The 24273-nt window shown below is 43.5% G+C and carries 17 protein-coding genes; 15 read left to right on the forward strand and 2 right to left on the reverse strand.

The annotated features are described in order from the left end of the window. The first annotated feature begins 174 nt into the window (after positions 1-174). The 4 genes from mnmE (at position 175) to B2866_RS09785 (ending at position 4506) form a co-directional block, all read left to right on the forward strand. Entirely contained in the window at positions 175-1620 is a 1446-nt protein-coding gene (gene mnmE, locus B2866_RS09770; protein WP_296193502.1) for a tRNA uridine-5-carboxymethylaminomethyl(34) synthesis GTPase MnmE, read from the forward strand. Positions 1621-1732: 112 nt separating this feature from the next. Next, on the forward strand, positions 1733-2191 hold the full coding sequence (nrdR, locus tag B2866_RS09775) for a transcriptional regulator NrdR (RefSeq protein ID WP_068405041.1): 459 nt from the start codon (positions 1733-1735) through the stop codon (positions 2189-2191). 109 nt (positions 2192-2300) lie between these two features. Then, on the forward strand, positions 2301-3356 hold the full coding sequence (ribD, locus tag B2866_RS09780) for a bifunctional diaminohydroxyphosphoribosylaminopyrimidine deaminase/5-amino-6-(5-phosphoribosylamino)uracil reductase RibD (protein WP_296193459.1): 1056 nt from the start codon (positions 2301-2303) through the stop codon (positions 3354-3356). A gap of 475 nt (positions 3357-3831) precedes the next feature. Beyond that, positions 3832-4506 carry a riboflavin synthase gene (locus B2866_RS09785; protein WP_296193461.1) on the forward strand — a complete coding sequence of 225 codons (675 nt, stop codon included), beginning with the start codon at positions 3832-3834 and terminating at the stop codon, positions 4504-4506. Between the two features lie 97 nt (positions 4507-4603). Here B2866_RS09785 and B2866_RS09790 read toward each other — a convergent pair whose 3' ends face one another. After that, complete coding sequence (locus tag B2866_RS09790) at positions 4604-7525, reverse strand: response regulator (RefSeq protein WP_296193463.1); 2922 nt, start codon at positions 7523-7525, stop codon at positions 4604-4606. Positions 7526-7687: 162 nt separating this feature from the next. On the opposite strand from B2866_RS09790, the gene fmt reads away from it, so the two are divergent. The 9 genes from fmt to B2866_RS09835 all read left to right on the forward strand — a co-directional run bounded on the left by fmt (position 7688) and on the right by B2866_RS09835 (position 19177). After that, positions 7688-8794 carry a methionyl-tRNA formyltransferase gene (gene fmt, locus B2866_RS09795; protein WP_296193467.1) on the forward strand — a complete coding sequence of 369 codons (1107 nt, stop codon included), beginning with the start codon at positions 7688-7690 and terminating at the stop codon, positions 8792-8794. A 97-nt stretch (positions 8795-8891) separates the two neighbouring features. After that, positions 8892-10466 carry a transcription antitermination factor NusB gene (locus B2866_RS09800; protein ID WP_296193469.1) on the forward strand — a complete coding sequence of 525 codons (1575 nt, stop codon included), beginning with the start codon at positions 8892-8894 and terminating at the stop codon, positions 10464-10466. 58 nt (positions 10467-10524) lie between these two features. Then, positions 10525-11946, forward strand: coding sequence for a threonine synthase (thrC, locus tag B2866_RS09805; protein ID WP_296193473.1), 1422 nt, complete (start codon positions 10525-10527; stop codon positions 11944-11946). 336 nt (positions 11947-12282) lie between these two features. Then, a complete protein-coding gene (locus B2866_RS09810) occupies positions 12283-13380 on the forward strand; it encodes a LysM peptidoglycan-binding domain-containing protein (RefSeq protein ID WP_296193476.1) in 1098 nt (365 codons plus the stop codon). A gap of 62 nt (positions 13381-13442) precedes the next feature. Next, entirely contained in the window at positions 13443-14687 is a 1245-nt protein-coding gene (gene dprA, locus B2866_RS09815) for a DNA-processing protein DprA (protein WP_296193504.1), read from the forward strand. Between the two features lie 105 nt (positions 14688-14792). After that, positions 14793-15524, forward strand: a complete 732-nt coding sequence (locus B2866_RS09820) for an L-threonylcarbamoyladenylate synthase (RefSeq protein ID WP_296193479.1) — start codon at positions 14793-14795, stop codon at positions 15522-15524. A 182-nt stretch (positions 15525-15706) separates the two neighbouring features. Then, positions 15707-16678: a TIGR01777 family oxidoreductase gene (locus B2866_RS09825; RefSeq protein WP_296193481.1), complete on the forward strand. Its 972-nt coding sequence runs from the start codon at positions 15707-15709 to the stop codon at positions 16676-16678. 206 nt (positions 16679-16884) lie between these two features. Continuing rightward, positions 16885-17919 (forward strand): metallophosphoesterase, encoded by a 1035-nt coding sequence (locus tag B2866_RS09830; protein WP_296193484.1) that lies wholly within the window; start codon positions 16885-16887, stop codon positions 17917-17919. Between the two features lie 124 nt (positions 17920-18043). Next, complete coding sequence (locus B2866_RS09835) at positions 18044-19177, forward strand: metallophosphoesterase (RefSeq protein WP_296193487.1); 1134 nt, start codon at positions 18044-18046, stop codon at positions 19175-19177. Between the two features lie 201 nt (positions 19178-19378). On the opposite strand, the gene B2866_RS09840 is transcribed toward B2866_RS09835, so the two are convergent. Next, the gene (locus B2866_RS09840) at positions 19379-20866 is read right to left on the reverse strand and encodes an alpha/beta hydrolase (RefSeq protein WP_296193490.1); all 1488 of its coding nucleotides are present in this window, start codon (positions 20864-20866) and stop codon (positions 19379-19381) included. A gap of 477 nt (positions 20867-21343) precedes the next feature. Here B2866_RS09840 and grpE point away from each other — a divergent pair, with 477 nt between their 5' ends. Together grpE and dnaK are read left to right on the forward strand one after the other, a co-directional pair. Beyond that, entirely contained in the window at positions 21344-21958 is a 615-nt protein-coding gene (gene grpE / locus B2866_RS09845; protein ID WP_296193492.1) for a nucleotide exchange factor GrpE, read from the forward strand. Positions 21959-22201: 243 nt separating this feature from the next. Next, positions 22202-24145 (forward strand): molecular chaperone DnaK, encoded by a 1944-nt coding sequence (gene dnaK, locus B2866_RS09850; RefSeq protein ID WP_296193495.1) that lies wholly within the window; start codon positions 22202-22204, stop codon positions 24143-24145. Positions 24146-24273: the final 128 nt, after the last annotated feature.

Raw genomic sequence — 24273 nt, forward strand, 5'->3', positions numbered from 1 at the left:
TTTTTTATGTATCAAAGAGAAGACTTTTCTTGTGTTAATAAACCAGGAAAATAGCTATATAACCATACTTTAGGATTTTAATAATCTACTCTTTGAAGTTTGCTTTGTCAGTGCCTGCTAAGCCGTCTATAATGGGGTTTTTGCTTATTGAGAGTGATTGTGGATTCTTTAGAGATGGCCCTAGCCGCCGATAATTTGGATGAGTCACCTAAAAATTCTAATGTATCTGGCCTGCCGACCATTGCGGCGATTGCGACACCGCTTGGGCGTGGTGGCGTCGGGGTCATTCGTCTGTCAGGCGCGCGTGCTTACGATATTGCTTGTCAGCTCACTGGTAAGTCGACTTTCACGCCGCGTATGGCCAGTTTCTGCCGTTTCTATCAGTCTGATGGCACCACCATTGATGAAGGTTTGGTGCTGTACTTTAAAGGTCCGCACTCGTTTACTGGCGAAGATGTGATTGAGCTACAAGGTCACGGCGGCATGATTTTACAAAATCAGCTGCTAGCACGCGTGTTTGAATTGGGCGCAAAACAAGCGGGCGCAGGGGAATTCTCTTACCGTGCTTTTGATAATGATAAATTGGATTTGGTGCAAGCAGAAGCCATCGCTGACGCGATTGATGCTACCAGCGCCGCCGCTGCCAGTAGTGCGATTCGCTCGCTTAGTGGTGAGTTTTCCCAAAAAATTAATCAATTGCTTGAGCAATTGATTCATCTGCGCTTGCACGTCGAAGCGGCGATTGATTTCCCCGATGAAGAAGACGTTGATTTCTTATCTGATGGCGTTATTCAAGATAAGCTCGAGCAGACGCAAGCTAAAATTCAGCAGGTGCTAGCGACTGCTAAGCAAGGTCAGCTATTACGTGACGGTATTCATGTGGTGCTTGCTGGCAGACCAAATGCTGGTAAATCAAGTCTGCTGAATCGTTTGGCAGGGCAAGAGCGTGCTATCGTGACCGATGTCGCTGGGACAACGCGCGATACCTTACAAGAAACCGTCGTCCTTAACGGCTTAACCCTGCATCTAACCGATACCGCAGGCCTGCGCGAGACCGAAGATACGGTTGAGCGTATCGGTATTGAGCGTGCGCGTACGGCGATTACGCAGGCTGATATGCTGCTGATGGTTTATGACGTGACTCGCGACCTTGCAAGTGACAGCACGCCATTACAACTGGCTGAACAGCTATTTGGCGAGTTACCAGAAGCCAAGCGCTTACTGATTATTGCCAATAAAAGCGACTTATTAAACGGCAACAGCAGTCAAGAAAGAATCGCTACTTTACAAGCAGAAATAAAAAATCGTGGCTATGAGCAGGTCAATGTTTCATGTGAAACAGGTGCAGGAATTGATGTTTTGGTTGAAACCTTATGTGCTAAAGTAGGTTTTCATCCGCCAGAAAATAGCTTAATCGCCCGTACACGTCATTTGGACGCGCTAAGACGTACCGCTGATTCTTTAGCAGAAGCACATGAGCAGCTCACGGTGTTTCAAGCAGGTGAGTTGGTGGCAGAAAGCCTGCGCCAAGCGCAGCAAAGTTTGGGAGAAATTACGGGTGAATTTAGCGCCGACGATTTATTAGGAAAAATCTTTGGTAGCTTCTGTATTGGCAAATAATGAGTAAAGGCTGCCTCTTTATTAAATTGCACAGTAAAAGCATCATTTTTTAGAAAGTTTAGTTATTATCAATAATTATAGGCGCCCGCAATATTAAACTAAGGAAAAGCGTATGCATTGCCCGTATTGTAATGCTTCAGATACCAAGGTTATTGACTCACGGCTGGCTGCTGATGGCGCACAAGTACGGCGCCGCCGCTCATGTAATAGCTGTCAGGAACGCTTTACGACCTTTGAGGTAGTAGAAGTGGTGATGCCGCGTATTATCAAATCAAGTGGCAAAATCGAGCCTTATGACAATGATAAATTGCGCCGCTCGATTTTATTACCCTTACAAAAGCGCCCAATTACTATTGATGAGCAAGAAGCGATGATTAGTCGTATCGAAAAGCGCGTACGCCAAATGGGTGAGCGCGAAGTAAGTAGTAAAGTCTTGGGTGAAATCATCATGAGCGAGCTTAAAACGCTCGATGATGTCGCTTATGTGCGCTTTGCCAGTGTCTATCGTGATTTTCAAGATATCGACGCCTTTCATCAAGAAATTGCCAATATCCGTCCTAATGAAAAATAAGCATCACTCATGCTAAGTATTTAGCCTGCTTGCAAGTTTATATTGCTTACTCGCTCTACTCTATAAAATCTTTAATAATAATTATCAGTCATTGATTAAGTCCACCTTTATGCCAAACTTAAAGCATTCTAAAGATGTCAAAGACCGCTATTTTATGATGCTTGCCATTGAGCAGGCCAAGCGTGGTTTGTATACGACGCGTCCCAATCCGGCTGTCGGCTGTGTGATTGTGCAAGCAGACGAGGTAGTGGGTCAAGGTTTTCATCCTCAAGCGGGGCAGCCGCATGCTGAGGTTTTCGCCTTAAAAGATGCTGGCATGCGAGCGATCGGCGCGACCGCTTATGTGACTTTAGAGCCTTGTAGTCATACTGGGCGTACGCCGCCTTGTGCCTTGGGTCTTATTGAGGCTGGCGTAAAACGTGTCGTCATCGCTGGTCTCGACCCTAATCCTCAAGTGGCTGGTCGCGGTGTGAAACTATTAGAACAAGCGGGCATAGCCGTAACCGTTGGCGTGCTAACCGCGCAAGCAGAAGCCTTAAATAAAGGCTTTTTAAAGGCGATGCGCAGCCAAATGCCTTATGTCAGGCTTAAGATTGCTACCAGTCTTGACGGTCGGACGGCCATGGCGTCTGGAGAGTCTAAATGGATTACGGGCACGGCTGCGCGTGAAGATGTACAGAAACTACGCGCGCAAAGTGGCGCTATTATCACGGGTAGCGAAACGGTCATCGTTGATAATCCGCAATTAAACGTACGCTCAAACCAGTTGGGTGTCGCGCCTGAGCAAGTGCCGCCGCCTAAGATAGTGATACTGGATAGACGAGGGCGACTAAAACACGATTTGCAATCTGACTATCAGCTATGCCGTCGCTCAGATACATTATATTGGCGGGAAGAGAATTTAATCGAATTATTAAAAAGCCTAGTGTGCGACTATCAATGTTATGACGTACTGGTAGAGGCAGGGGCAAGTGTCGCTGGTAGTTTTTTACAACAGCAACTGGTAGATGAGCTCATTGTCTATCAAGCGCCTTGCTTATTAGGTATTGATGCGCGTCCTATAGTTGCTATCAATCTGTTGTCGTTAGCGCAGCAGCTACGTTTTGATATTCAATGTCATGAGCAACTTGGTTCTGACCTTAAACTTACCCTCTTACCTTTATAGCCTATGTCATAACCCTGTTATTTTTAAGGTTAAATTAAAGAGCTTTATCCACAAGACTAAAGTTAGAGGTAACTGATGTGGATAAATATAATGGTTCGATCAAGGTTTCACATGAAACTGTGTATAACTTCGTTTCACATGAAACTTATTGTTAATCTTTAATAATGATTATAATTATTAATTATATTAATATCAATAACCTAGCTATCTTCTTTAGCTGTAGCGAATAGTTGGTAAAAAATAGACTTACTGTGGATAACTCTTTAAAAACAAAGGTTCTAATCCTACTGTTTCTTGAATTAACGTTAGTTATCCACAATCTATCCACTAACGCTTCGTATTTTGGCTAAGTTTATACTAACGTTATAACTCACTTAAAGTGTAAGAGCAGTCATCACTGATGGTTCAAATGAAACCAAAGGCTCAAATAATATATTCTGCCTTTCATGGCAATAGAAAATCAAAAGAGGTTTATATGTTTACTGGAATTATAGAAAGCGTTGGCAAAGTAAAGTCCATGCAGCCAACGGGCGGTGATATCCGTCTAACGATAGAATCTGATGGTTTGGATTTTAGTGATGTGAAACTGGGAGATTCGATTGCTTCAAATGGCATTTGCTTGACGGTGGTGGAGTTTGGCAGTAATTATTACTCTGTTGATGTTTCACGTGAAACTATCGCTCGTACCGCTTTAGCGGAACTAAAGCCAGGTCATATCGTGAATTTAGAAAAGGCAATGCTACCAACCACGCGCTTTGGTGGGCATATCGTCGCCGGTCACGTTGATGGGGTAGGTATGGTTCGTAAGCTGCAAAAAGATGCGCGCTCACTTTATATCGAAATTGAGATACCGCACGAGTTGGCACATTATACGGCGACCAAAGGCTCTATTACCCTTGATGGTATTAGTCTCACTACTAATTTAGTCCGTGATAACATCGTTTCGCTCAATATTATTCCCCATACCGCGCAAGTCACCAACATCGCCCAGCATTGGTTGGTAGGCGGAAAAGTTAATGTTGAAGTCGATATTGTAGCGCGCTATTTAGAGCGGTTATTAAACAAATCACAAGCGGATACTGCAGATGCTAGCAGTCCACAAAGTACGATTACTGAGGCATTTTTAGCCGAGAATGGTTTTATGAAATAATGGTTGGGCTTAAAGATTTGAGTCTAATAGTTAGTAACCTTTAACATCAAGTTAAAGTTATAGCCAAGCTGTTATAAAAGACAGCTTTAGCAGACGCTTATGAGTTTTTAATCAGCGTTTGCAAAACGATTTGCAGCTTTTGTTTATTAATAGGCTTGGCTAAAAATTCATCCATGCCAACTTGTAAGCAGGCGGCGCGATCTTCTTCGCTGTTATTTGCTGTTAGCGCAACGATTGGAATATCATCGCCTTGCGCACGTATGGCTTTGGTCGCCTGCAATCCATCCATCACGGGCATCCGGCAGTCCATTAAGATAAGGGCAATCTCTTGGCGCTGCGATTGCAATTTATCTAGCGCTTGCTGCCCATCTTCTGCCACGATAGTGCGATAACCAATCTTTTCTAGTATCTTGCAAGCTATTTTTTGATTGGTTGGGCTATCTTCTACCACTAAAATCAGTGGTGCTAAGGCTTCATGAGCGGCGTCATCTGCAGCTGTGACTAGCTGACTACTATTTTCCTTATGGCTTTCTTGGCTAGGGGCTGGTTGTCGTAGCGTTTGTCTAATAGGTGCAGTCAAACGCAGTAACTCAGAAAGCAATAACGCGGCATCGAGTGGTTTGTTTAAAAAGCCGTCACATTGATCCAATAATATAGAGGGAATGCGGCGCTCAGCTTTCATACTAACCAATATTTTTGGCAGCACGGTATTGGCCAGTAAGCTATTAATCGCCTGCTGTTTATCAATATCTATGCGTGCCTGATTTCTTGATTTCTCCAATTTATTTTCAGCTTCTGTATTTTTATCATCAATGTTTATTTGAGGTGATAACGCGAGCGTGATGTCTTCATAATATTCATAATCGAGAAGCAAAACTGGCGCCAGTCTTTGTTGGTCTTGCGCCAGTTTGTCGTGTATTTGCTGAAGCGCTATTCTATCTATAGAAGTAGACATAGTGACTGGGATAGATAAATAAGTGCATAAATCGCGTAAATGTTTGGCACGTAGCGGTTGTTTAATGACGGCAATAAGATGGATATAGGTCAATTGCTGATTGAAATGGTAGATGGGCTGATAGATTGGTCGCCTACAAGGCAAATACAGGTTAAAAGTACTGCCGGTAGCCAGCGTACTTTTCATTTCAATAAAACCGCCTAGTAATTTAGCGAAACTATTGACGTCATTTAATCCGAGCCCTTTTATCGCGCTGTTTGTTTGCACGTAGCTAATGTTGCGGTTTTTGATATGTATGCTGTTTTGGCTGTTGCTTTCGTTGAAATAGGTCAGTAGTTGATGCTGTTTTGCTATATCAATCCCTATACCGCTATCTTTTACACTAAATCGAATCCAGTTGTGGGACTGATGGTTAGAATGGTTGTTATTAACTTCATTCCCTTTATTCGAGGTATGGTCGTTGTCGGCCGTATCCAAATAGCTGTTTTTGATTGCTACTATATCGGCATTGCTTACCGCGTCGATGGTCAAAGACACATAGCCAGAATTGGTAAACTTAATCGCGTTATCTAATAAGTTACGTAGGATTTGTTGCAAGCGTCTATCATCAGTATCGATACAGCGTGGACTGTCAGGCGCGAAAAAATACAGAAGCTCAAGGCCTTGTTGTCTTGTGCTTTCTACCATTGATTGACTGACTTTCTGCCCAAGTTTATAAATATCAACGGCCTCAATAGACAGACGAGATTTACGAACTTCTATTTCTCCTATATCTAACATATCGTTTAGCATTGTCAGCATAGAGTGGCTGGTTTGAATCAAAGTTGTAACGACTTGATTTTGCTTAGCGGTCAGATTATCGGGATTGATAGGCTCTAAGGTATCAATCATCGCTTCTAATGGCAGGCGTAAATTATGGCCCATCGTCGATTTAAGTGCTTCAAACTCATCAAGCTGACGTTGTAGTTGACGGTTTTTTTGCGCCAAATGCGCGGTCTGTTCGACAAGCTCATGGATGTTATTGAGTAAAACGGTAAAACCATGTACCTGCCCATGCTCGCCAAACCACGGTGTGATATGCAACTGATAGGCTTTTTTATTATGCAAACCATAAACCAGTAGCGTGCGCGTGACCCGCAAATCCGCCAGCTTTTGTAGCAAGGTTTGGGTTGATTCGTCTTTAGCAAAGAAAAAATCAGTCAATTGATAATTGCTATCGCTGTGAAAGGTCGTACCAAACACTTGCTCAAAACGCTGATTAAAAAAGCTGATTTGGCCATGTCTCATAATCATCAGCATCGGCAGCGGCGCATGGTCAACCAGACGCTCTAACCGGTGCTTTAGCGTGGTAATGCGGCGGTGGTTGCTGTGCAGCTGATAACTGATGCGGCTAAGCGCGTGACCCAAACGTAAAAACTCAGCCGTGGTTTTCTTTTCGATAAACGGCGGCGCGATATAACCATCTTTGGTATGGCTACTTAATTCATCGGTATAAATGAGCAGTTGTTCCCAGTTGGCACGGCGCTTTAGGGTATAGAGTAAGGCCATGGCAAAAAGTAAGATGGCGGTCATTAATGGCAGCCAATAGCGATACGACATCCAATTGATATCAAGCGGTTCATGCCGCAGTATCAGGTGCACCTTATGACCGCTTTCAAGCTCAATGGTACCGACCAAATTACGATTGTTTAGCTCATAAGCACTATGATGATTGCTATGAGAAGGTAATGCGTTAATGACGTTGGGAAAGGTGATGCCAGTAAATTCCCGCTCATTAGGGCGAGTACGGCGGTGAATATACGTTTGCCCAGAAGGCATCATAAAAATCAGCTGATAGCTAATATCCTTTAAAAAAGGCTTTTCTAATATCTTTTTAATTGCTAAGTTTGTAGGGTTTGAGAGCTCAGTTATCTCGTGCTGTAAATCATAAAAGCTTTGGATACTGTGCTGCTCATTATGTTGCCTCATCTCATAAAACATGGTGCCGTAATACACTGCCAACATCGCCAATAATGTCAGTGTATAAAAGAGCAGCAGTCGTTGTAGAGACTTAAATTGTTGCATAAAATTTGGCTACATTTTTTTGAGAAATAAGTTACTAAGCTTAATCACCATTATAAAGATAAAATGCGTCATTAATAGCGCTTGATTGCTGCTATTACAATCATGGCACAACGCTACAAACTCACCTATAATAGGCAAATTAACCATAAATACTGCCTGACTATGACCACATCTGCTGCACAATATAATTTACCTATTCACGCCACTCAACCTCAGAACAGCACTGTTATCGAAGTGCCATCTGCTGCTAAACCGCTGCGCGTGATATTTGCTGGCACCCCAGAGTTTGCAGCGGTTAGCCTTGAGGCGCTTATCGAGCAGCAAGAAGCGCTGAATATAGATATCGTTGCCGTTTATACCCAGCCCGACCGCAAAGCAGGTCGCGGACAAAAAATGACGGCGTCGGCAGTCAAGCAAGTCGCTTTGGCCAATGATATTGCGGTTGAGCAGCCTGTTACCTTTAAAAAATCCAGCACCGAAGGCATGGCAGCGCGCCAAAATTTACGTAGTTATCAGCCTGACGTCATGATTGTCGCGGCTTATGGCCTCATATTACCGATTGGCGTCTTAACCACGCCAACTTATGGTTGTCTTAATATTCATGCATCATTACTGCCACGTTGGCGCGGTGCGGCGCCGATTCACCGTGCATTACTGGCGGGCGATAGTGAGACTGGCATTACCATTATGCAGATGGATAAAGGCCTGGATACAGGCGACATGCTTTATAAAGTCAGCGCGCCTATCGAAGCTGATGATACGGCCGCCAGTCTACATGATAAGATGGCGGCACTTGGCGCGGCAGCTATTGCTACTGTGCTAAAAGATTTGGCGCATTATCAGGCACAAGCGGTTGCTCAAGATAATAGCCAAGCCAATTATGCGGAAAAATTGGTCAAAACTGAAGGCGAAATTGACTGGACGCAATCTGCCACACAGATTGAACGCCAGATTCGTGGCCTAACCCCCTGGCCTGGTGCTTACACCTTTTTAGTAGGGCAGCGCGTCAAAATTTTAGCCAGTCTACCTGTAAATCCATCACAGCAAACGGTTAAGCCTGCGGGTACTGTTATCAGTGTTGGACGCAAAGCGATACTGGTCGCTTGTGGCAAAGAAGCGGATAGCAAGCAACTCAGCAATGAAGAGTTAGCCACGACTTTAGCGATTACTCACTTGCAGTTTGCAGGTAGTAAGCCCGTGAGCGCTGAGCAAATCTGCCATGGCAATCAGCTAAACGATGGTGATAGATTTACTCATGAAGCAAAATAATTCACTTACGCTAGTTTAATCAGAAATTATCTAATAATCATAAGTTATCTAACTTTTATCAGACGTTCTCAATCAGACGTCAAGGAAATTCAATTTAATGAGACAAACCAGCACCGCAGCAAGAAATAATAAGCTCAAACCTTCAAGCAACCTTATTATGAATGGTAGCGTCCGTGTACGGGTCATTCGCACTTTAGTGGCCATTCAAAATGGTCAATCACTTGCCAGTGTCCTTGACCCTTTATTAAACAGTCTGCATGACGGCGATAAAGGCTTTGCCCATGCGCTACTACTAACGACACTGCGTCAGTGGTACGCGCTGGCGCGTTTGCTCGATACGCTAGCGGACAATCCTATCGATGAGGTTGAGGTTAGGACTACTATTCAAGTGGGCTTAGCGCAATTGCTGTATTTAGAAGTGGCGGACCATGCAGCGATTCATGAAACGGTCGAAGCGGCAAAAGAGATTGACTTTGCCCATGCGACAGGTTTGATTAACGCTATCTTGCGTAAAGTCGCCAAAAATCCTAGTAAGTTCCGTAAGAAGTCCGATAAAAAGCACAGTCTGCCGAACTGGCTTGCCTATCAGCTTAAGCAAGACTGGAGCGAGCAGTATGATGAGCTGATGCAAGGTTTGCGCCAAGCAGCACCAATGTTCTTGCGAGTCAATTCGGCGGTTAGCTCAGTAGAGGATTATCAGCAAGCACTTGATGGGGCAGAGATTGAAGCAGATATCGTTGAGCTAACAACTGGTTTTAAGGTAGCGAACTCGTCACATACTACTACAATGCTATTAACCAAAGCTCTCAGGCTGCATCAAAGCACCGCTGTTAGCGCCTTGCCGCATTTCGCTGAAGGGGCTGTTAGCGTACAAGATATGCACGCTCAGCTTGCTGCGCCGATTATTAACAAAGCGTTAATGGCTAAAATAAGCGCTGATAAATCCAATACAGAAATTGATTCAGAAGCCCATAATAATGAGCTGCATATCTTAGATGCTTGTGCGGCACCTGGTGGTAAATTAGCTCATTGGTTAGAATTGATTAGCTCAAATGAGCATTCATTGTTTCACGTGAAACAAAGCGACGAATCTGTTTCTATGGTTTCAAAAGTGAAGCTGACTGCGATAGATAGTGAAGCACCGCGTATTGAACGTATATATGAAAATTTACAGCGTCTAAACTTAAATCAGCAAGATTTAGAGCAGGCTGAGAAGAATATAGCCCTAAATATCGTCTGTGCTGATGCCACCCGATGGCAGCATGGGAAAAACAAAAAAGCGGCTACCAATGAGCCGGTATTTGATGCAATATTACTCGATTCCCCTTGTACGGCGACTGGCGTGATTCGCCGTCATCCTGATATCAGTATTTTGCGTACCGAAGAAGACGTTGAGCAAACCGCATTGTTGCAAGCCGATATTTTGCATAATTTATGGCCACAATTGAAAGCGGGTGGTTATCTATTGTATGTGACCTGCTCTATCTTAAAGCAAGAAAACGCCCTTCAAATGCAGGATTTCATGACTCATTATAGTAATGTAGAAGCCATTGAGTTTAGCGACGATTGCAGTTGGGGTATCGAACAAGCGATCGGTCGCCAGTGTTTACCCATAGATAGCGAGAGTGGTGATGGTTTTTATTATGCCTTACTTCATAAGACAATGGCATAAAACTGCTGAATAAACCGTTTTAAATATTGAATAACCTCATTATAGACAGGACAATCTAATGAAATATATCAGTACCCGTGGTCAGACAGCGCCAATGGATTTTAGTGATGTGCTATTGATGGGTCTTGCGCCAGATGGCGGTTTAATGCTGCCTGAGCACTATCCAAAAATTGATAGCACGACCCTTGATGAATGGCGTACGCTCAGCTATCCACAGCTTGCCATGGCGATTATGCAGCGCTTTGCCACTGATATTCCTACGGCTGATTTGCAAGATATCATCGAGCGTACTTATACCGCTGAGATATTTGGTTCTGATGAGATTGTCCCTGTCCGCAAACTTGAAGATGATTTGTATATTTTAGGCTTGTCGAACGGTCCGACATTGGCATTTAAAGATGTGGCGATGCAGTTCTTGGGCAATGCCTTTGAATACGTGCTGAAAAGAAAAGACGCGCGTATTACCATCATTGGTGCGACTAGTGGTGACACGGGCAGCGCAGCAGAATATGCGCTACGTGGTAAAGACAATATCGAAGTCTTTATGCTGTCACCACACGGCAAAATGAGCGAGTTCCAGCGCGCGCAAATGTATAGCTTGACCGATGCTAATATTCATAATATCGCCATCGATGGTATGTTTGATGATTGCCAAGATATTGTCAAAGCGCTGCAACAAGATGCTAAATTTAAAGCGGCTTATAACCTCGGTACCGTTAACTCTATCAACTGGGGTCGTATCCTTGCGCAAATCGTTTATTATTTTAAAGCCTACTTTGCCGTCACTACGAGCAACGATGAAAAAGTCAGCTTTAGCGTGCCATCAGGTAACTTTGGTAATATTTGCGCCGGTCACATTGCTCGCGAAATGGGCTTGCCAATTGACCGTCTAATCGTCGCGACCAACGAAAACGATGTGCTTAACGATTTCTTTAATCAAGGTGCCTATCAGCCGCGTCCGACCGATAAAACTTACGTCACGTCTAGCCCATCAATGGATATCTCTAAAGCATCTAACTTTGAGCGCTTTGTTTATTTATTGCTAGATAAAGACAGCGCCCGCGTTCATGAGTTATTTGAAGGGGTGAAATCTGGGCAAGGGTTTGATTTGTCTGACTTGATGGAAGCGGTTAATACCCGTTATGGCTTTGCTGCGGGCAAATCGACCCATAATGACCGCTTACAAACCATTAAAGCGCTTTATGAGCAGCATGGTGAATTGGTCGATCCGCACACGGCCGATGGTATCAAAGTCGCCAAAGAATTACAGCGCGAGGGCGAAGTGATTGTTTGTGCAGAAACAGCGTTGCCCGTTAAGTTTGCCGATACTATCTTTGAGGCGGTTGGAGAGATAGAAATTGCGCGTCCTGCGCATACCGAAGGCTTAGAAGACTTACCACAGCAGGTGGTGGTATTAGATAATAATGCCGAACTGGTCGCTGAGCAAATCCGTCAATATGTAACGCCAAATATAGCTTAGAGACCTTATTTATAAAAAATATTCATTAAAGTTAATATCCAATCAAAGGTTACGCTATTGTAATAAAGTGTTTATGATTGTGTTATGGTAGATATAATTGTAATATTAGAAACAGCGTCGGCAAGTCATTATCTGTTAGACGCTTTTTTAGCAACCAAACCCGTCAATCATACTGAACAGCTGCTTTATAGACATTATGATAGCGTTATTTTAAGTTTTTTATGCTCATGTTTTCTTATACATGTTTCTTTCTTACCAATAATTTTTGAGCATAAGAAATAGACTTAGATAGCCTTTATCATGGTACTGATCGCAGTACATATTGTGGATATAACAATGAAGATGAGCTTAAAGAAGATAGCAAAAGCACTATTACTGACGACATTTAGTGGTGCAATGCTGCTGACCACTGCCCACGCCAATAATCCACCGCCGACTATTAAGGCTGATGCGCCCAATCGCTATATCGTCAAAAAAGGCGATACGTTATGGGATATCTCAGGGCGTTATCTAGATAGTCCATGGCGCTGGAAAGAGATTTGGGCGACCAATAAGCAAATCAAAAATCCCAACCTTATTTATCCTAATGACATTCTTATCCTCTGCGTGATTCAAGGTAAAACCTTGGTTGGGGTTGATACGGGTGAGGGCTGTGCTGGGGTTGAAAAGCAATTGACGGGTAATGTGGTTGCCAGCTCAGTGACTGTGACCTCTACCGCTAATAGTATTCCACCTATTCCATGGTCGGCGATTCAGCATTGGCTCGACAAAACCATCATTGTTAATCCAGCAGATTTTAATACCACCCCATACATTTTGGCCTCAAAAAAAGGTAATTTGATTACCGCTAGTGGCGATAAAGTCTATGCCAAAGGCGTACCACTTATCGTTGGCCAACGTTATGGTATTTACCGTGAGGGCGAGAAGTATGTTGAGCCTAAAACACAAAAAGTCATTGGTTTAGAAGTGACTCAAGTCGCTACCGGTCTGGTCACGTCTACCGAGACCAACGGCGTGACCAGCTTGCAGCTTATCGATAGCTATGGCAAAGAAGTCCGTGAAGGCGATCGCGTTTTTGTTGAGTTAAATAACTCCATCCCGCCCGTATTTTATCCAACCCCAGCAACGGTTAGTCGCGGCGGTATGATTGTCCGCGTTATGGATTCTATTAGCTCAGCCGCTAAAGGTAGTGTTGTCGCTATCAATTTAGGTCGCACGCACGGTGCCAAACCTGGTGATGTCTTAACCGTTTTCCAAAAAGGCGCGGTCATACGCGATATCAAGGACAATGATATGCCAGTACGTTTGCCAAGCGAGCCAACTGGTATGGTGATGGTGTTTAATACCTTTGATGATATCAGCTATGCTTATGTGCTTGACTCTGAACTACCACTTAACGTCGGTGATCAGCTGTTACCACCGCCGTATCTATAATCAGTACAATGCTTATTCTTTACGCCAAGCGTTTAACCTTAGACTAAATGAGCTAGATGATTATGACTGCCGTCACTTCTCTTTTATCCGCTGAGCAGCGCGCAGTTTTGGCGCTGTGGACTGAGGTGAATGCGTCGTTATCAGCGTATCACAAACTTATCTCGGCCTTCGGTAGTGCAGGACTTGCTTGGAACGCTAAAGTAGAGGCATGGCGTCAATTGGGTATTCATAGTACCCATCTTAAACGCCATGAGCAGCCAGAACAAACGCTCACTACTATCGATAAAATCCAGCAAGCATGGTTAGAGGGAAAATACGGTCTGCTATTTGCAGACCAGCCTGATTATCCAGCACAGTTGCTAGAGATATACGACCCACCACCTGTTTTGTTTTATCGCGGCGATAAAGCGCGTTTACAGCAAGCGCAAATCGCCATCGTTGGTAGTCGCAAACCAACCGCCCACGCGCAAAAAACGACCTTTGATATGGCGCAATATTTAGCGCAAGCCGGTTACATTATCACCAGCGGCCTTGCGTTGGGCGTCGATAAGCGTGCCCATTTAGGCGCTTTGACCCAAGTTGATGCTGAATATCAAGGTCGTACGGTTGGCGTGATGGGTACAGGAATTGATGTCAATTATCCCAATCATCATGACAAATTGTTTAGCCAGATTATCGATCAAGGCGGCTGTATTATTAGCGAGCTATTACCACATACACTGCCACATAAGCATACCTTTCCGCGCCGTAATCGTTTAGTTGCAGGACTCAGCCTTGCAACGATTGTCACTGAAGCGACCATTCAAAGCGGCTCACTGATTACTGCGCGCCTAACCTCAGAGCAAGGTAAACAAGTTTTCGCCATTCCAAGTCATATTGATAATAGCAATGCCGAAGGCTGTCACCATTTGATACGTGAAGGCGCAACTTTGATTTATCATCCGCAGCAGGTAATCGAGGATATTACTAATCAGCTAAGCTATGATAATCGCCCATACCACTCAACCCATTCAACCGAAAGCTCGTCAGCAAATAATTGTCTTTCTTCAAAAACTATAACTACGATTAGCAATCCTATTGCCCCTAATGGGCAGTCGCCACAGTCTAATCTCAAACCTTCCTCCAATGCTATTTTGATTCCTGAGCATTTAATGCCAGTCTATGAGCAGCTTGATTGGCGTGGGCAGGATTTAGATGGATTGTTAAATACTATTGAGATGACGCCAGCGCAATTAATTGCTCAGCTTATGGAGCTGGAGTTATTAGGCGTTATCAGTGTACAAGGTGGGCGTTATTTGCGTGTCTAATGTTTATTATAAGCTAGGGCGATTTTGCCAAATCTTTAAAACTGCTATTTTGCGCATCATTAAAGTTGTATTATATCCTCTCACACTTTTCTATCCTTTTCAGCTATGTCTACCTCTAAACCACTTATTACCGATTCTATCATCGAAGCTGCGCGTTGGTTGCAACAAGGACAGCTGCTTGCTTATCCAACCGAAAGCGTTTGGGGCATCGGTTGCGACCCCTTTAATCAACAAGCGGTACAGCAGCTTTTGGCTATCAAACAACGACCGTTAGAGAAGGGCATGATTGTGGTCACTGATAGTATCAGTCGACTGACAGCGCTATTAAGTAATCTAAATGATGAGCAACGCCAGTTGGTGTTAGACAGCTGGCGTAACGACTCTAATTCTGATGCTGATGCTGATGCTGATTCTGTTTTCGATTGTGATGTCGATAGCCAGCAGGCGCATACGTGGTTATTACCGTTGTCAGAAAACTTACCCGTTTCTATCCCTGCGTGGATTACCGGTGCCCATCATAGTGTGGCGGTGCGAGTGATTGACCATCCGTTGGTGCAGCAGTTATGTCAACAAGTGGTTTCTGACCACAATCCTTATGGCTTTGTCGTCTCGACCAGCTGTAACCCTTCTGGTCAGCCGCCTGCTTTGTCATTAGTAGAAGCGAAGGCTTATTTTTTAAATAGTGACCGCGCCGATAGTTTTAATGGCAATGAAAATCACAAGCTTTCAGCTAATATAAGTGGAAATCAACAAGTCGGCTATCTAAAGGGCGAAACGCTGGGCTATCAGCTTCCTAGCCAAATCAGCGATGCGCTAACGGGTCAAGTGATTCGTTAGCCGCCATTCATAACTTAACGATTTTTTGTAATAGTCGCTAACCATCACTAAGTTACCTTATCTTTTTTACCTACCTATCACTGGCTGCTTTAAGCCTTAGTCCTACAATTCATCTCTTGTTTTTGTAGATGGTTTTTTGTCACACTGAGAAAAACGTAAGACAACTATAAGGATAAAAAGCGATGAATATTCTAATCAGTGGTGGCTCAGGATTTCTAGGTAGCGCGTTTAGTGAAGCAATCATCAAGCGTTATCAGAAGGACAATAAGGCAGTGCAGGTTACGTGGCTGACGCGCGATAGCAAGCAGGCGCATCCTAATGATATTAAAATGATGACCTATGATGAGCTGGCGACATCAAATAAGAGCTTTGATGTTATTTTGAATCTAGCAGGCGCAGGAATTGCCGATAAACGTTGGAGTGCTGAGCGTAAGGAGCAACTACTTGCCAGCCGCGTCAAGCCTACTGAGGAACTACTGGATTTTATCGCGCGTAGTAGTACAAAACCTAAGCTACTGGTTAGTGGTTCAGCGATTGGCTGGTATGGTGCTCAAGGTGACAAGAAGTTGACAGAAAGCAGTGGTTTTAACGCTGATTTTTCACATAAACTTTGTGATGACTGGGAGCAATTGGCATTGAAAGCCACCGATTACAGCGTGCCTGTTGTTATCGTGAGAACGGGTGTCGTCATTCATCCTAAGGGCGGTATGGTTAGAAAATTATTAACGCCATTTAAAATGGGTGTCGGCGGTCAGTTGGGGGAGGGTACGCAAATCATGAGCTGGATCAGCCGCACCGATTGGGTAAGGGCGGTGATATTTGTCATTGAACAGCATCTTGCCAATCCGGCTAATCAACAACAGCAATCAAATAGCGTTGATAATGCTCTAACAACAGCAAACGCTACGCCAGCGCGGGTTTATAACCTGACAGCGCCCAAGCCTGTGACCAATCATAATTTTACTAAGACACTTGGCGCATGGCTACACCGTCCGACATTTTTTACTTTACCAGTATTTTTATTAAAGTTAATGTTTGGTGAGATGTCGACCTTGTTGATTGATGGGCAAAAAGTATTGCCACAAGCGCTACTGGACGCGGGCTTTGAATTTGAACACTTAACTTTAGAGCAAGCACTGGAGCAGCAAGGGTAAACTTTTAGAGATATGTTTCATGTGAAACAGCGATTTTAAAAATGCTCTAAATTGCTGAGCGTTTTATGTTTTAACGGCTATCAAGTTTCAATAAACCATCATGCTGTCTACAACAGGTAAGAATATTGGCGTACTATAAGCCTGTCTTTGTCTGATTCAATTTTATTATGTGGCCTTTTATCATCCTTACCCAACTGCTCTCCCTTATGAGTAGTATTATATTTTACTGGTTCTTTCAACCAAAACAGCGCGTAGCTAAAATTGGCTTACTCTTAAGTATTTTTATTATCAATAATGCTTTTTTGCTCTACGGATTGAGTGAGTTTTGGCACGAGCGCTTCCATGTCTATTTGGTTGCAGGTATTTTGCAAGGCTTTATGTTTTATGCCGCATTAATAACTGCTGTTATTGCCTTAGTGTATGTTTATATTCTTAGGCAAAAACCTCAGCCAAAACTTATACGCGCCGTTGCCACGGTCATTTATAGTAGTATCGTAGGTTTGGCAGTATTTAATGCCTATTCACCTGTTGTCCATCGACTGCAAGTAACGACGGATAAAGCACTTAAGCAACCGCTGCAAATAGCTTTGGTTTCTGACACGCACTTAGGGAGATGGTTTGGCAATCGGCAGATTGATAAGATGGTAAAGCTGATTGATGCCCAAAATCCTGATGTCGTGGTCATCGCAGGCGACGTTATGAATGATTCGACCGACGCTTATGACTCTACCAATATGCATGCGCACTTATCAAAATTGACAGCGCCGCTCGGTGTCTATGCCACTTTAGGCAATCACGATTATTCGGGTAATGAAGTCGCGATTGCTAGGGCAGTCGAGCGGGCAGGTATTCAGGTTATTGACAATAAAAGCGTTTGGTTGGATGACTCAGTGTTGCTGATAGGGCGTTCGGATGAAACCGATCCCGCACGTCCTGCTGCGACAGAGTTGCTTAGTGAGGTGAGGGCTAATAAGCCGGTAATATTTTTAGAGCACAGCCCTGCCGATTTAGAACAAATAAAAGGTTTGCCGATCGATTTGCACCTGTCAGGGCATACACATGGCGGGCAGATATTTCCTTTAACACTATTGCTAAAGTGGTTTACGCCGCTGGTTTATGGAGCAAAGTACAGTGAGGGCACGCAGTTTTTGGTGACTTCTGGCTATGGCATTGGGGCGGTACCGTTTCGGCTTGGCACGCGCTCTGAGATATGGATGATTACCTTACAGGCAGCGCAATAGTCGTCACTATAGGAGTCATAAATTGAATAAAAACACAGAACAGTCATTAGAATTCAACTGCTTTATAAATACTACTAAAAACCAGCAAACGCTATATTAGAATATTATCTCGCTAGGAATTTTCATGCGCTACGCATTTATTATCACTATTATCGTCCTCGTGCAGCTGTTTAGTTTTGGCGCAGCGTGCAGTCTAGAATGGTGGCTACAGCCTTGGAGCACGCCTTTATTAATACAAAATACTTGGATTGCTGTCTTTGCGATTACTAATACTCTTTTGCTGCTTAGCGTCACAAAGTCGTTTGCTAATAGCTATCGTTGGATAAGCGCTTGGATGATGGTGATGCATTTTATGATGCTTACGGCGTTGTTAAGTAGTCTATTGTATGGTGGTTTTTGGCTTTTACATGCTTTGGGCGTTCATACTTTTTATGATACAGAAGTCAGTAGCATTGGCTTACGTGTTTTTGCCTTAGTTTTCTTTATAGGACTATTTAACTATACGCTGTATAGCGCGTATGTACCCGTAGTACGAGAGCTGTCTATTAAGATTGACAAACTACTGACTCATCCGCTGCGCATTGCGGTAGCCAGTGATTTGCATTTGGGTCGCTTATTTGGCAATAAATCTATCGGACGGCTCAATGACATTGTGCAGCGCTATGAAGCAGATATATTGTTGATGCCAGGCGATATTATGGATGACAATACCAAGGCATTTGCGGCCTATAATATGGCAGAAGATTTGGCGAAGCTTGCAAGCAATCTGCGCTACGGTGTTTATGCAACATTAGGTAATCACGATTTGTATGGTCATGAGCAGCCAATTAGCGAGGCTCTACAAGCTGCTGGTGTGCAATTGCTCAACGATGACGTGACTTGTCTGTCGCATCGAGGTCAGCCGATTTGGCTTGTTGGACGATTTGACAATCATAAACGACAGAGGGTAGGAACGACCGAGCTGATCAAGCAAGTGACTACTGCTGAGCCAGTGATTTTGTTAGACCACCGACCGAGCGATATTATGGCGCATAGTCAGTTGCCGATTGATTTACAGGTTTCGGGACACACCCATAATGGGCAAATATTTCCAGCCAATTTTATTGTAAAGGCCATCAATCGTTTGGGCTATGGCTACGAAAAAATCGGTCAAGGTCACTTTGTGGTATCGTCAGGGTATGGATTTTGGGGCATACCCTTTCGTTTGGGCTCACGTTCTGAAGTTTGGCTTATTAGCTTAAGCGGTCAGCCGAGTTGATAGACAATTACCTTTATCATCATCTACCTTTATCATTATAAGTATAATCAGAACCATTTTACTCGGCGATTTAGTTTTAATGAGCCTTTAACTGCCTATTGAACATCATTGTCACTTTTTAGTGATAACGGCCATTTAATGATAACAGCCATTTTTAGCCCATTTAGATGTCCATCGATTGAATTGAATTGAAGACACGCCCTAGGCTGCTAATACGTTTTGTGTGCTGATAACGTCACGTACAAAGCCAGCAAAGCCATGAATAATATGGTTAGTTTCCTGCTCAAGTCCTTGGTGCACGCTCATAAAATGAATAAAGCCATGCGGCGCACCATAGACCGTATAAGTTTGGACAGCTCTACCATAATCCTCTAACTGCTTGGCATACGCAAACGCCTCATCACGTAAAACGTCCAATTCTGCTGCAACGACATAGGTCGGGCAAATGTGGCGATTGTCACCGAGCATAGGCGACGTCAAAATATGTTGACGCGGCAGCGGACTATTTTCTAAACAAGCAGCATCAAAAACCGCCACATCGGCGTGATCGAGCAATAACCCTTCGCCGTATAGCTCCCAGCTTGGATAATCATTTTCGATATCTGTCACAGGGTATAAAGGCATTTGTGCCAGTGGCTGCGGCAAGCGCTGTAATATCTCAAACGTTTTTTGCCCATCAATCCCTAAGTCTTGCCATGCTTTTGCAGACGGTGTAATGACTTGTTGGGCAATCATAGTAGATAAGCCGCCGCCCGCACTATCTCCTGCCAAAACAATACGCGACGCTAATGCCCCAAATTTATGGCAATTATCCGCCAACCAAGCATAAGCAGCAATACAATCTCTTAGTCCCGTAGGCGCAGGATATTCAGGTGCTAGGCGATAATCAACACTGACCACTGGCCAACCTGTTTGCTCACAGACGGCATGACAAAACTCGTGATGGGTGTTGATGTCGCCAATACAAAAGCCACCGCCATGGAAAAATAGCATGACGGTTTCATCAGGATTGCGTTTGGCTTTCTTTTTAAAGCTAAAGCCTGCTGCATTTACTCGCTTTTGATAACAACGAATCAGCATATCGCCATCATCAGCGTTGGCAATCGTCTTATCTTCCCAATTTACGCTAGGCTCATTTTTCTTGGTAAAAGGTTTTATACTGTCGAATAATGAAGAGCTTGCCTGATGCCAAACTCTAGGCGTTTGCATAGCAACGGCGTCAGTAGCAAACCGTTTACGCAGCTCACCCATTTCTGAGAGCTGTAAAGGGGTTTTAAGCTTACTATTCACCGCAAGAATCAAGCGCAGATGCGCATCAACATGTTCATATTGCTTAGCCGTTGGTCCATCTAGATAACCAACCAAGCTGTCTAATACTGCCTCTGGCAAGAGACCGATACTTTTCATTGCATAGTGCAGCAAATGTGGCTGATAAGCCGTCACCAAATTGTGATGTAGCACCTTGTCTCTAATAGATAGGGGCTCGCTGTCAGTGCTGGCCTGCACGCCATCAGTTTTTATTTGCAAAGTATTTATCTGTAATGGCTCTTGTTTACCACTCTCTAAAGAGTCATTTGAAGGTTTATTAAGTAAACGCTCAGGTTTTTCTTGACCTAAAGACGTAAGGTTTAGTGTCTTTACTGCTTTATTAAGTAAGGTGTTGACTGATAATGTCGCTGAATAAGGCATAACACCTCCCATAAATGATAAATTATATTTGTAGTTATCATAAGATAGGCAAAAATAAAGTTGAGTATTATTTAGTAATAGTTTGCGGGCTAATAGTAATTTATTTGCCTTAACTGACGCTTTTTTGTAGGTTTTGTTAGTGAAATGAATTACTTATTGACAATAAGCGTAAAGGGAATAAGGTTGCTTAAGAGAAGGTAATCATCACAAGTATTACCATGACGCTGTCATGGATTAAGATGGTGTTCATGCACAGCGAGAAAAATTCTGCAGAGTAGGCTTGAAATTTACCCTCATCACCTTTATTAATCAGCTATCAGAAGGTAGTTAAACGTTATTGCCAAACATATATGATTCATAAAATCACGGTTTGGCGAATGGCCAATTATTTCATTATCTGGCCAATTTATGGTGTTGTTTTCTAGTCCATCATTATTCAGTTAATAACCTTATTCATAATTATATAAAGGAGCCATCATGAGCGAGCAGAATAATAACCACGAAAATATTGATCAAAATGTCTCACACGACAACGTTTCGCACGACAATGTCGAGCACGACGATAGTATCTTAAAAGAAACGCTAGAAGAGTTTAATCCACAGCAAAATTCAGGGGAAGAAAGCACTATCGAAAACGATATCGATTTAGATACGTTTAAAGCGCGTATCGCCGAGTTAGAAGGCGAGGTCAAGCAAGCGAAAGAAGGTACAGCGCGCGCCAATGCTGAAGCTTACAATGCACAAAAACGTATGGAGCAAGAGGCCGATAAGAGCAAGAAGTTCGCCTTGCAAAAATTTGCCAAAGAGCTATTAGAAGTTGTCGATAATTTAGAGCGCGCTATCGAAAACGCGCATGCAGATGACCCTGTCACCGAAGGTGTCAGATTGACTCATAAAGCATTATTAGATGTCTTAAACAAAAACGGCGTAGAAGTGGTTGAGCCACAAGGCGAGAAATTTAATGCTGATTTGCATGAAGCGGTTGGCATTGATCCAGAAGCCGAAGCTGATACTGTGGGTACGGTACTGCAAAAGGGCTATAGCCTAAATGGTCGTTTGCTGCGCCCAGCAATGGTTCGCGTTGGGCAGTAGGTTCTACAAGCTTAACTATGTAGAGGTTAATATTTTACATAATAAGTCTTTAACCAAGCTAAACCTTACTATTAATAAGGGTTTACACAAAAAATCACATAAAAGACATTTTTTGTCGGTTATATGACTTGAAATAATACAGCCTCAAACCTATATAGAACAACAAGTGACCGTCTGGTATCTGCTAGGTTAGGTCTGATGAGATAAATATCTTATTTAAAAATAAATTAGGAGCAATTAATTATGGGTAAAGTAATTGGTATTGACTTGGGTACAACGAACTCATGTGTCGCAGTGATGGAAGGTGATAAAGTTAAAATCATTGAAAATGCTGAAGGTACGCGTACTACACCATCGATTGTCGCTTATAAAGATGACGAAATCCTTGTTGGTCAGTCGGCCAAGCGTCAAGCGGTCACCAACCCGAACAACACTTTATTTGCCATTAAACGTCTGATTGGTCGTCGTTTCGATGACAAAGTGGTACAAAAAGACATCGGTATGGTGCCTTATAAAATCGCTAAAGCCGATAACGGTGATGCGTGGGTTGAAATTAACGGTAAAAAATTAGCGCCACCACAGGTTTCTGCTGAAATCTTGAAAAAAATGAAAAAAACAGCGGAAGACTATCTTGGTGAAAGTGTTACCGAAGCTGTTGTAACAGTACCTGCATATTTTAATGATTCGCAGCGTCAAGCAACCAAAGATGCCGGTAAAATCGCCGGTCTTGATGTAAAACGTATTATTAACGAACCAACCGCTGCCGCACTCGCTTACGGTATGGATAAAAAACAAGGCGATAGCACCGTTGCCGTTTATGACTTGGGTGGTGGTACTTTTGACGTATCAATCATCGAAATCGCTGACGTTGATGGCGAGCAGCAGTTTGAAGTACTAGCGACCAATGGTGATACATTCCTTGGCGGTGAGGACTTTGACTCAGCGTTAATTGATTATTTGGTTGATGAGTTCAAAAAAGACCAAGACGTCAACCTAAAAGGTGACTCTCTTGCGATGCAGCGTCTAAAAGAAGCCGCTGAAAAAGCAAAAATCGAGCTATCAAGTGCCCAAAGCACTGAAGTCAACCTACCATATATCACTGCCGATAGCAGTGGTCCTAAGCATTTGGTTGTCACTATCAGCCGCTCAAAACTTGAGAGCTTAACGGAAGAGTTGGTACAACGCACGATGGGTCCTTGTAAAACTGCCCTTGAAGATGCTGGTCTAAAAGTTGGCGATGTCGATGACGTTATCTTAGTTGGTGGTCAGACTCGTATGCCGTTAGTACAGCAAAAAGTACAAGAATTCTTTGGTCAAGAGCCACGTAAAGACGTGAACCCTGACGAAGCAGTTGCCGCTGGTGCTGCGATTCAAGGAGCGGTATTGTCTGGTGACAAGACTGACGTGCTATTGCTTGACGTGACACCATTGACCCTAGGTATCGAAACCATGGGCGGGGTAATGACGCCAATCATTGAGAAAAATACCATGATTCCGACTAAGAAATCACAGGTGTTCTCAACGGCTGAAGACAACCAGCCAGCCGTAACGATTCAGGTGTATCAAGGTGAGCGTAAAATCGCTAACCAAAACAAACAGCTTGGTCGTTTTGACTTGACAGATATTCCACCTGCGCCACGTGGCCTGCCGCAAATCGAAGTTACCTTTGACATCAACGCTGACGGTATCATGAACATCTCAGCGAAAGACAAAGGTACTGGTAAAGCGCAAAGTATCCAGATTAAAGCGGATTCTGGTTTATCGGACGAAGAAGTCGAACAAATGGTGCGTGATGCTGAAGCCAACGCTGCTGAAGATGAGAAATTTGCTAACCTTGCGCAGGTACGTAACGAAGCAGATGGTCGTATTCATGCGGTACAAAAAGCGCTAAAAGAAGCAGGCGATAAAGTCACTGAGGATGAAAAATCAACAGTAGAGACTGCAATTTCTGAGCTTGAAGCGGCTGCTAAAGAAGATGATCATGATGACATCAAAGCCAAACTTGAAGCGCTAGACAATGCATTCTTACCAGTGAGCCAAAAGATTTATGCTGATGCTGGGGCTGGCGTAGAAGGTATGGATCCAAGCCAGTTCCAACAAGGTGCTGATAATGCTGGTAACAATAACCAAGCAGATGACGATGTCGTCGATGCTGAGTTTACTGAAGTTGACGAAGATAAAAAATAAGCTTAATTAAAGCTTAAAACGACGTTGATTTTATAATAAAAGGCGTGTCTTTCGTGAACTGACCCCCATAAGTTGGACACAACTTATGGGGGTTATTTTATGAAGTATGACATCGACTTTAAACTAAG

The organism is Psychrobacter sp. UBA3483, from assembly GCF_002377905.1.
Taxonomy (GTDB): Bacteria; Pseudomonadota; Gammaproteobacteria; order Pseudomonadales; family Moraxellaceae; genus Psychrobacter.

Excerpts from the sequence above, each read along its gene's own strand:
- mnmE (WP_296193502.1), top strand. The coding sequence starts at position 175 with ATGGCCCTAGCCGCCGATAATTTGGATGAGTCACCTAAAAATTCTAAT.
- nrdR (WP_068405041.1), top strand. The coding sequence starts at position 1,733 with ATGCATTGCCCGTATTGTAATGCTTCAGATACCAAGGTTATTGACTCA.
- ribD (WP_296193459.1), top strand. The coding sequence starts at position 2,301 with ATGCCAAACTTAAAGCATTCTAAAGATGTCAAAGACCGCTATTTTATG.
- B2866_RS09785 (WP_296193461.1), top strand. The coding sequence starts at position 3,832 with ATGTTTACTGGAATTATAGAAAGCGTTGGCAAAGTAAAGTCCATGCAG.
- B2866_RS09790 (WP_296193463.1), bottom strand. The coding sequence starts at position 7,525 with ATGCAACAATTTAAGTCTCTACAACGACTGCTGCTCTTTTATACACTG.
- fmt (WP_296193467.1), top strand. The coding sequence starts at position 7,688 with ATGACCACATCTGCTGCACAATATAATTTACCTATTCACGCCACTCAA.
- B2866_RS09800 (WP_296193469.1), top strand. The coding sequence starts at position 8,892 with ATGAGACAAACCAGCACCGCAGCAAGAAATAATAAGCTCAAACCTTCA.
- thrC (WP_296193473.1), top strand. The coding sequence starts at position 10,525 with ATGAAATATATCAGTACCCGTGGTCAGACAGCGCCAATGGATTTTAGT.
- B2866_RS09810 (WP_296193476.1), top strand. The coding sequence starts at position 12,283 with ATGAAGATGAGCTTAAAGAAGATAGCAAAAGCACTATTACTGACGACA.
- dprA (WP_296193504.1), top strand. The coding sequence starts at position 13,443 with ATGACTGCCGTCACTTCTCTTTTATCCGCTGAGCAGCGCGCAGTTTTG.
- B2866_RS09820 (WP_296193479.1), top strand. The coding sequence starts at position 14,793 with ATGTCTACCTCTAAACCACTTATTACCGATTCTATCATCGAAGCTGCG.
- B2866_RS09825 (WP_296193481.1), top strand. The coding sequence starts at position 15,707 with ATGAATATTCTAATCAGTGGTGGCTCAGGATTTCTAGGTAGCGCGTTT.
- B2866_RS09830 (WP_296193484.1), top strand. The coding sequence starts at position 16,885 with ATGAGTAGTATTATATTTTACTGGTTCTTTCAACCAAAACAGCGCGTA.
- B2866_RS09835 (WP_296193487.1), top strand. The coding sequence starts at position 18,044 with ATGCGCTACGCATTTATTATCACTATTATCGTCCTCGTGCAGCTGTTT.
- B2866_RS09840 (WP_296193490.1), bottom strand. The coding sequence starts at position 20,866 with ATGCCTTATTCAGCGACATTATCAGTCAACACCTTACTTAATAAAGCA.
- grpE (WP_296193492.1), top strand. The coding sequence starts at position 21,344 with ATGAGCGAGCAGAATAATAACCACGAAAATATTGATCAAAATGTCTCA.
- dnaK (WP_296193495.1), top strand. The coding sequence starts at position 22,202 with ATGGGTAAAGTAATTGGTATTGACTTGGGTACAACGAACTCATGTGTC.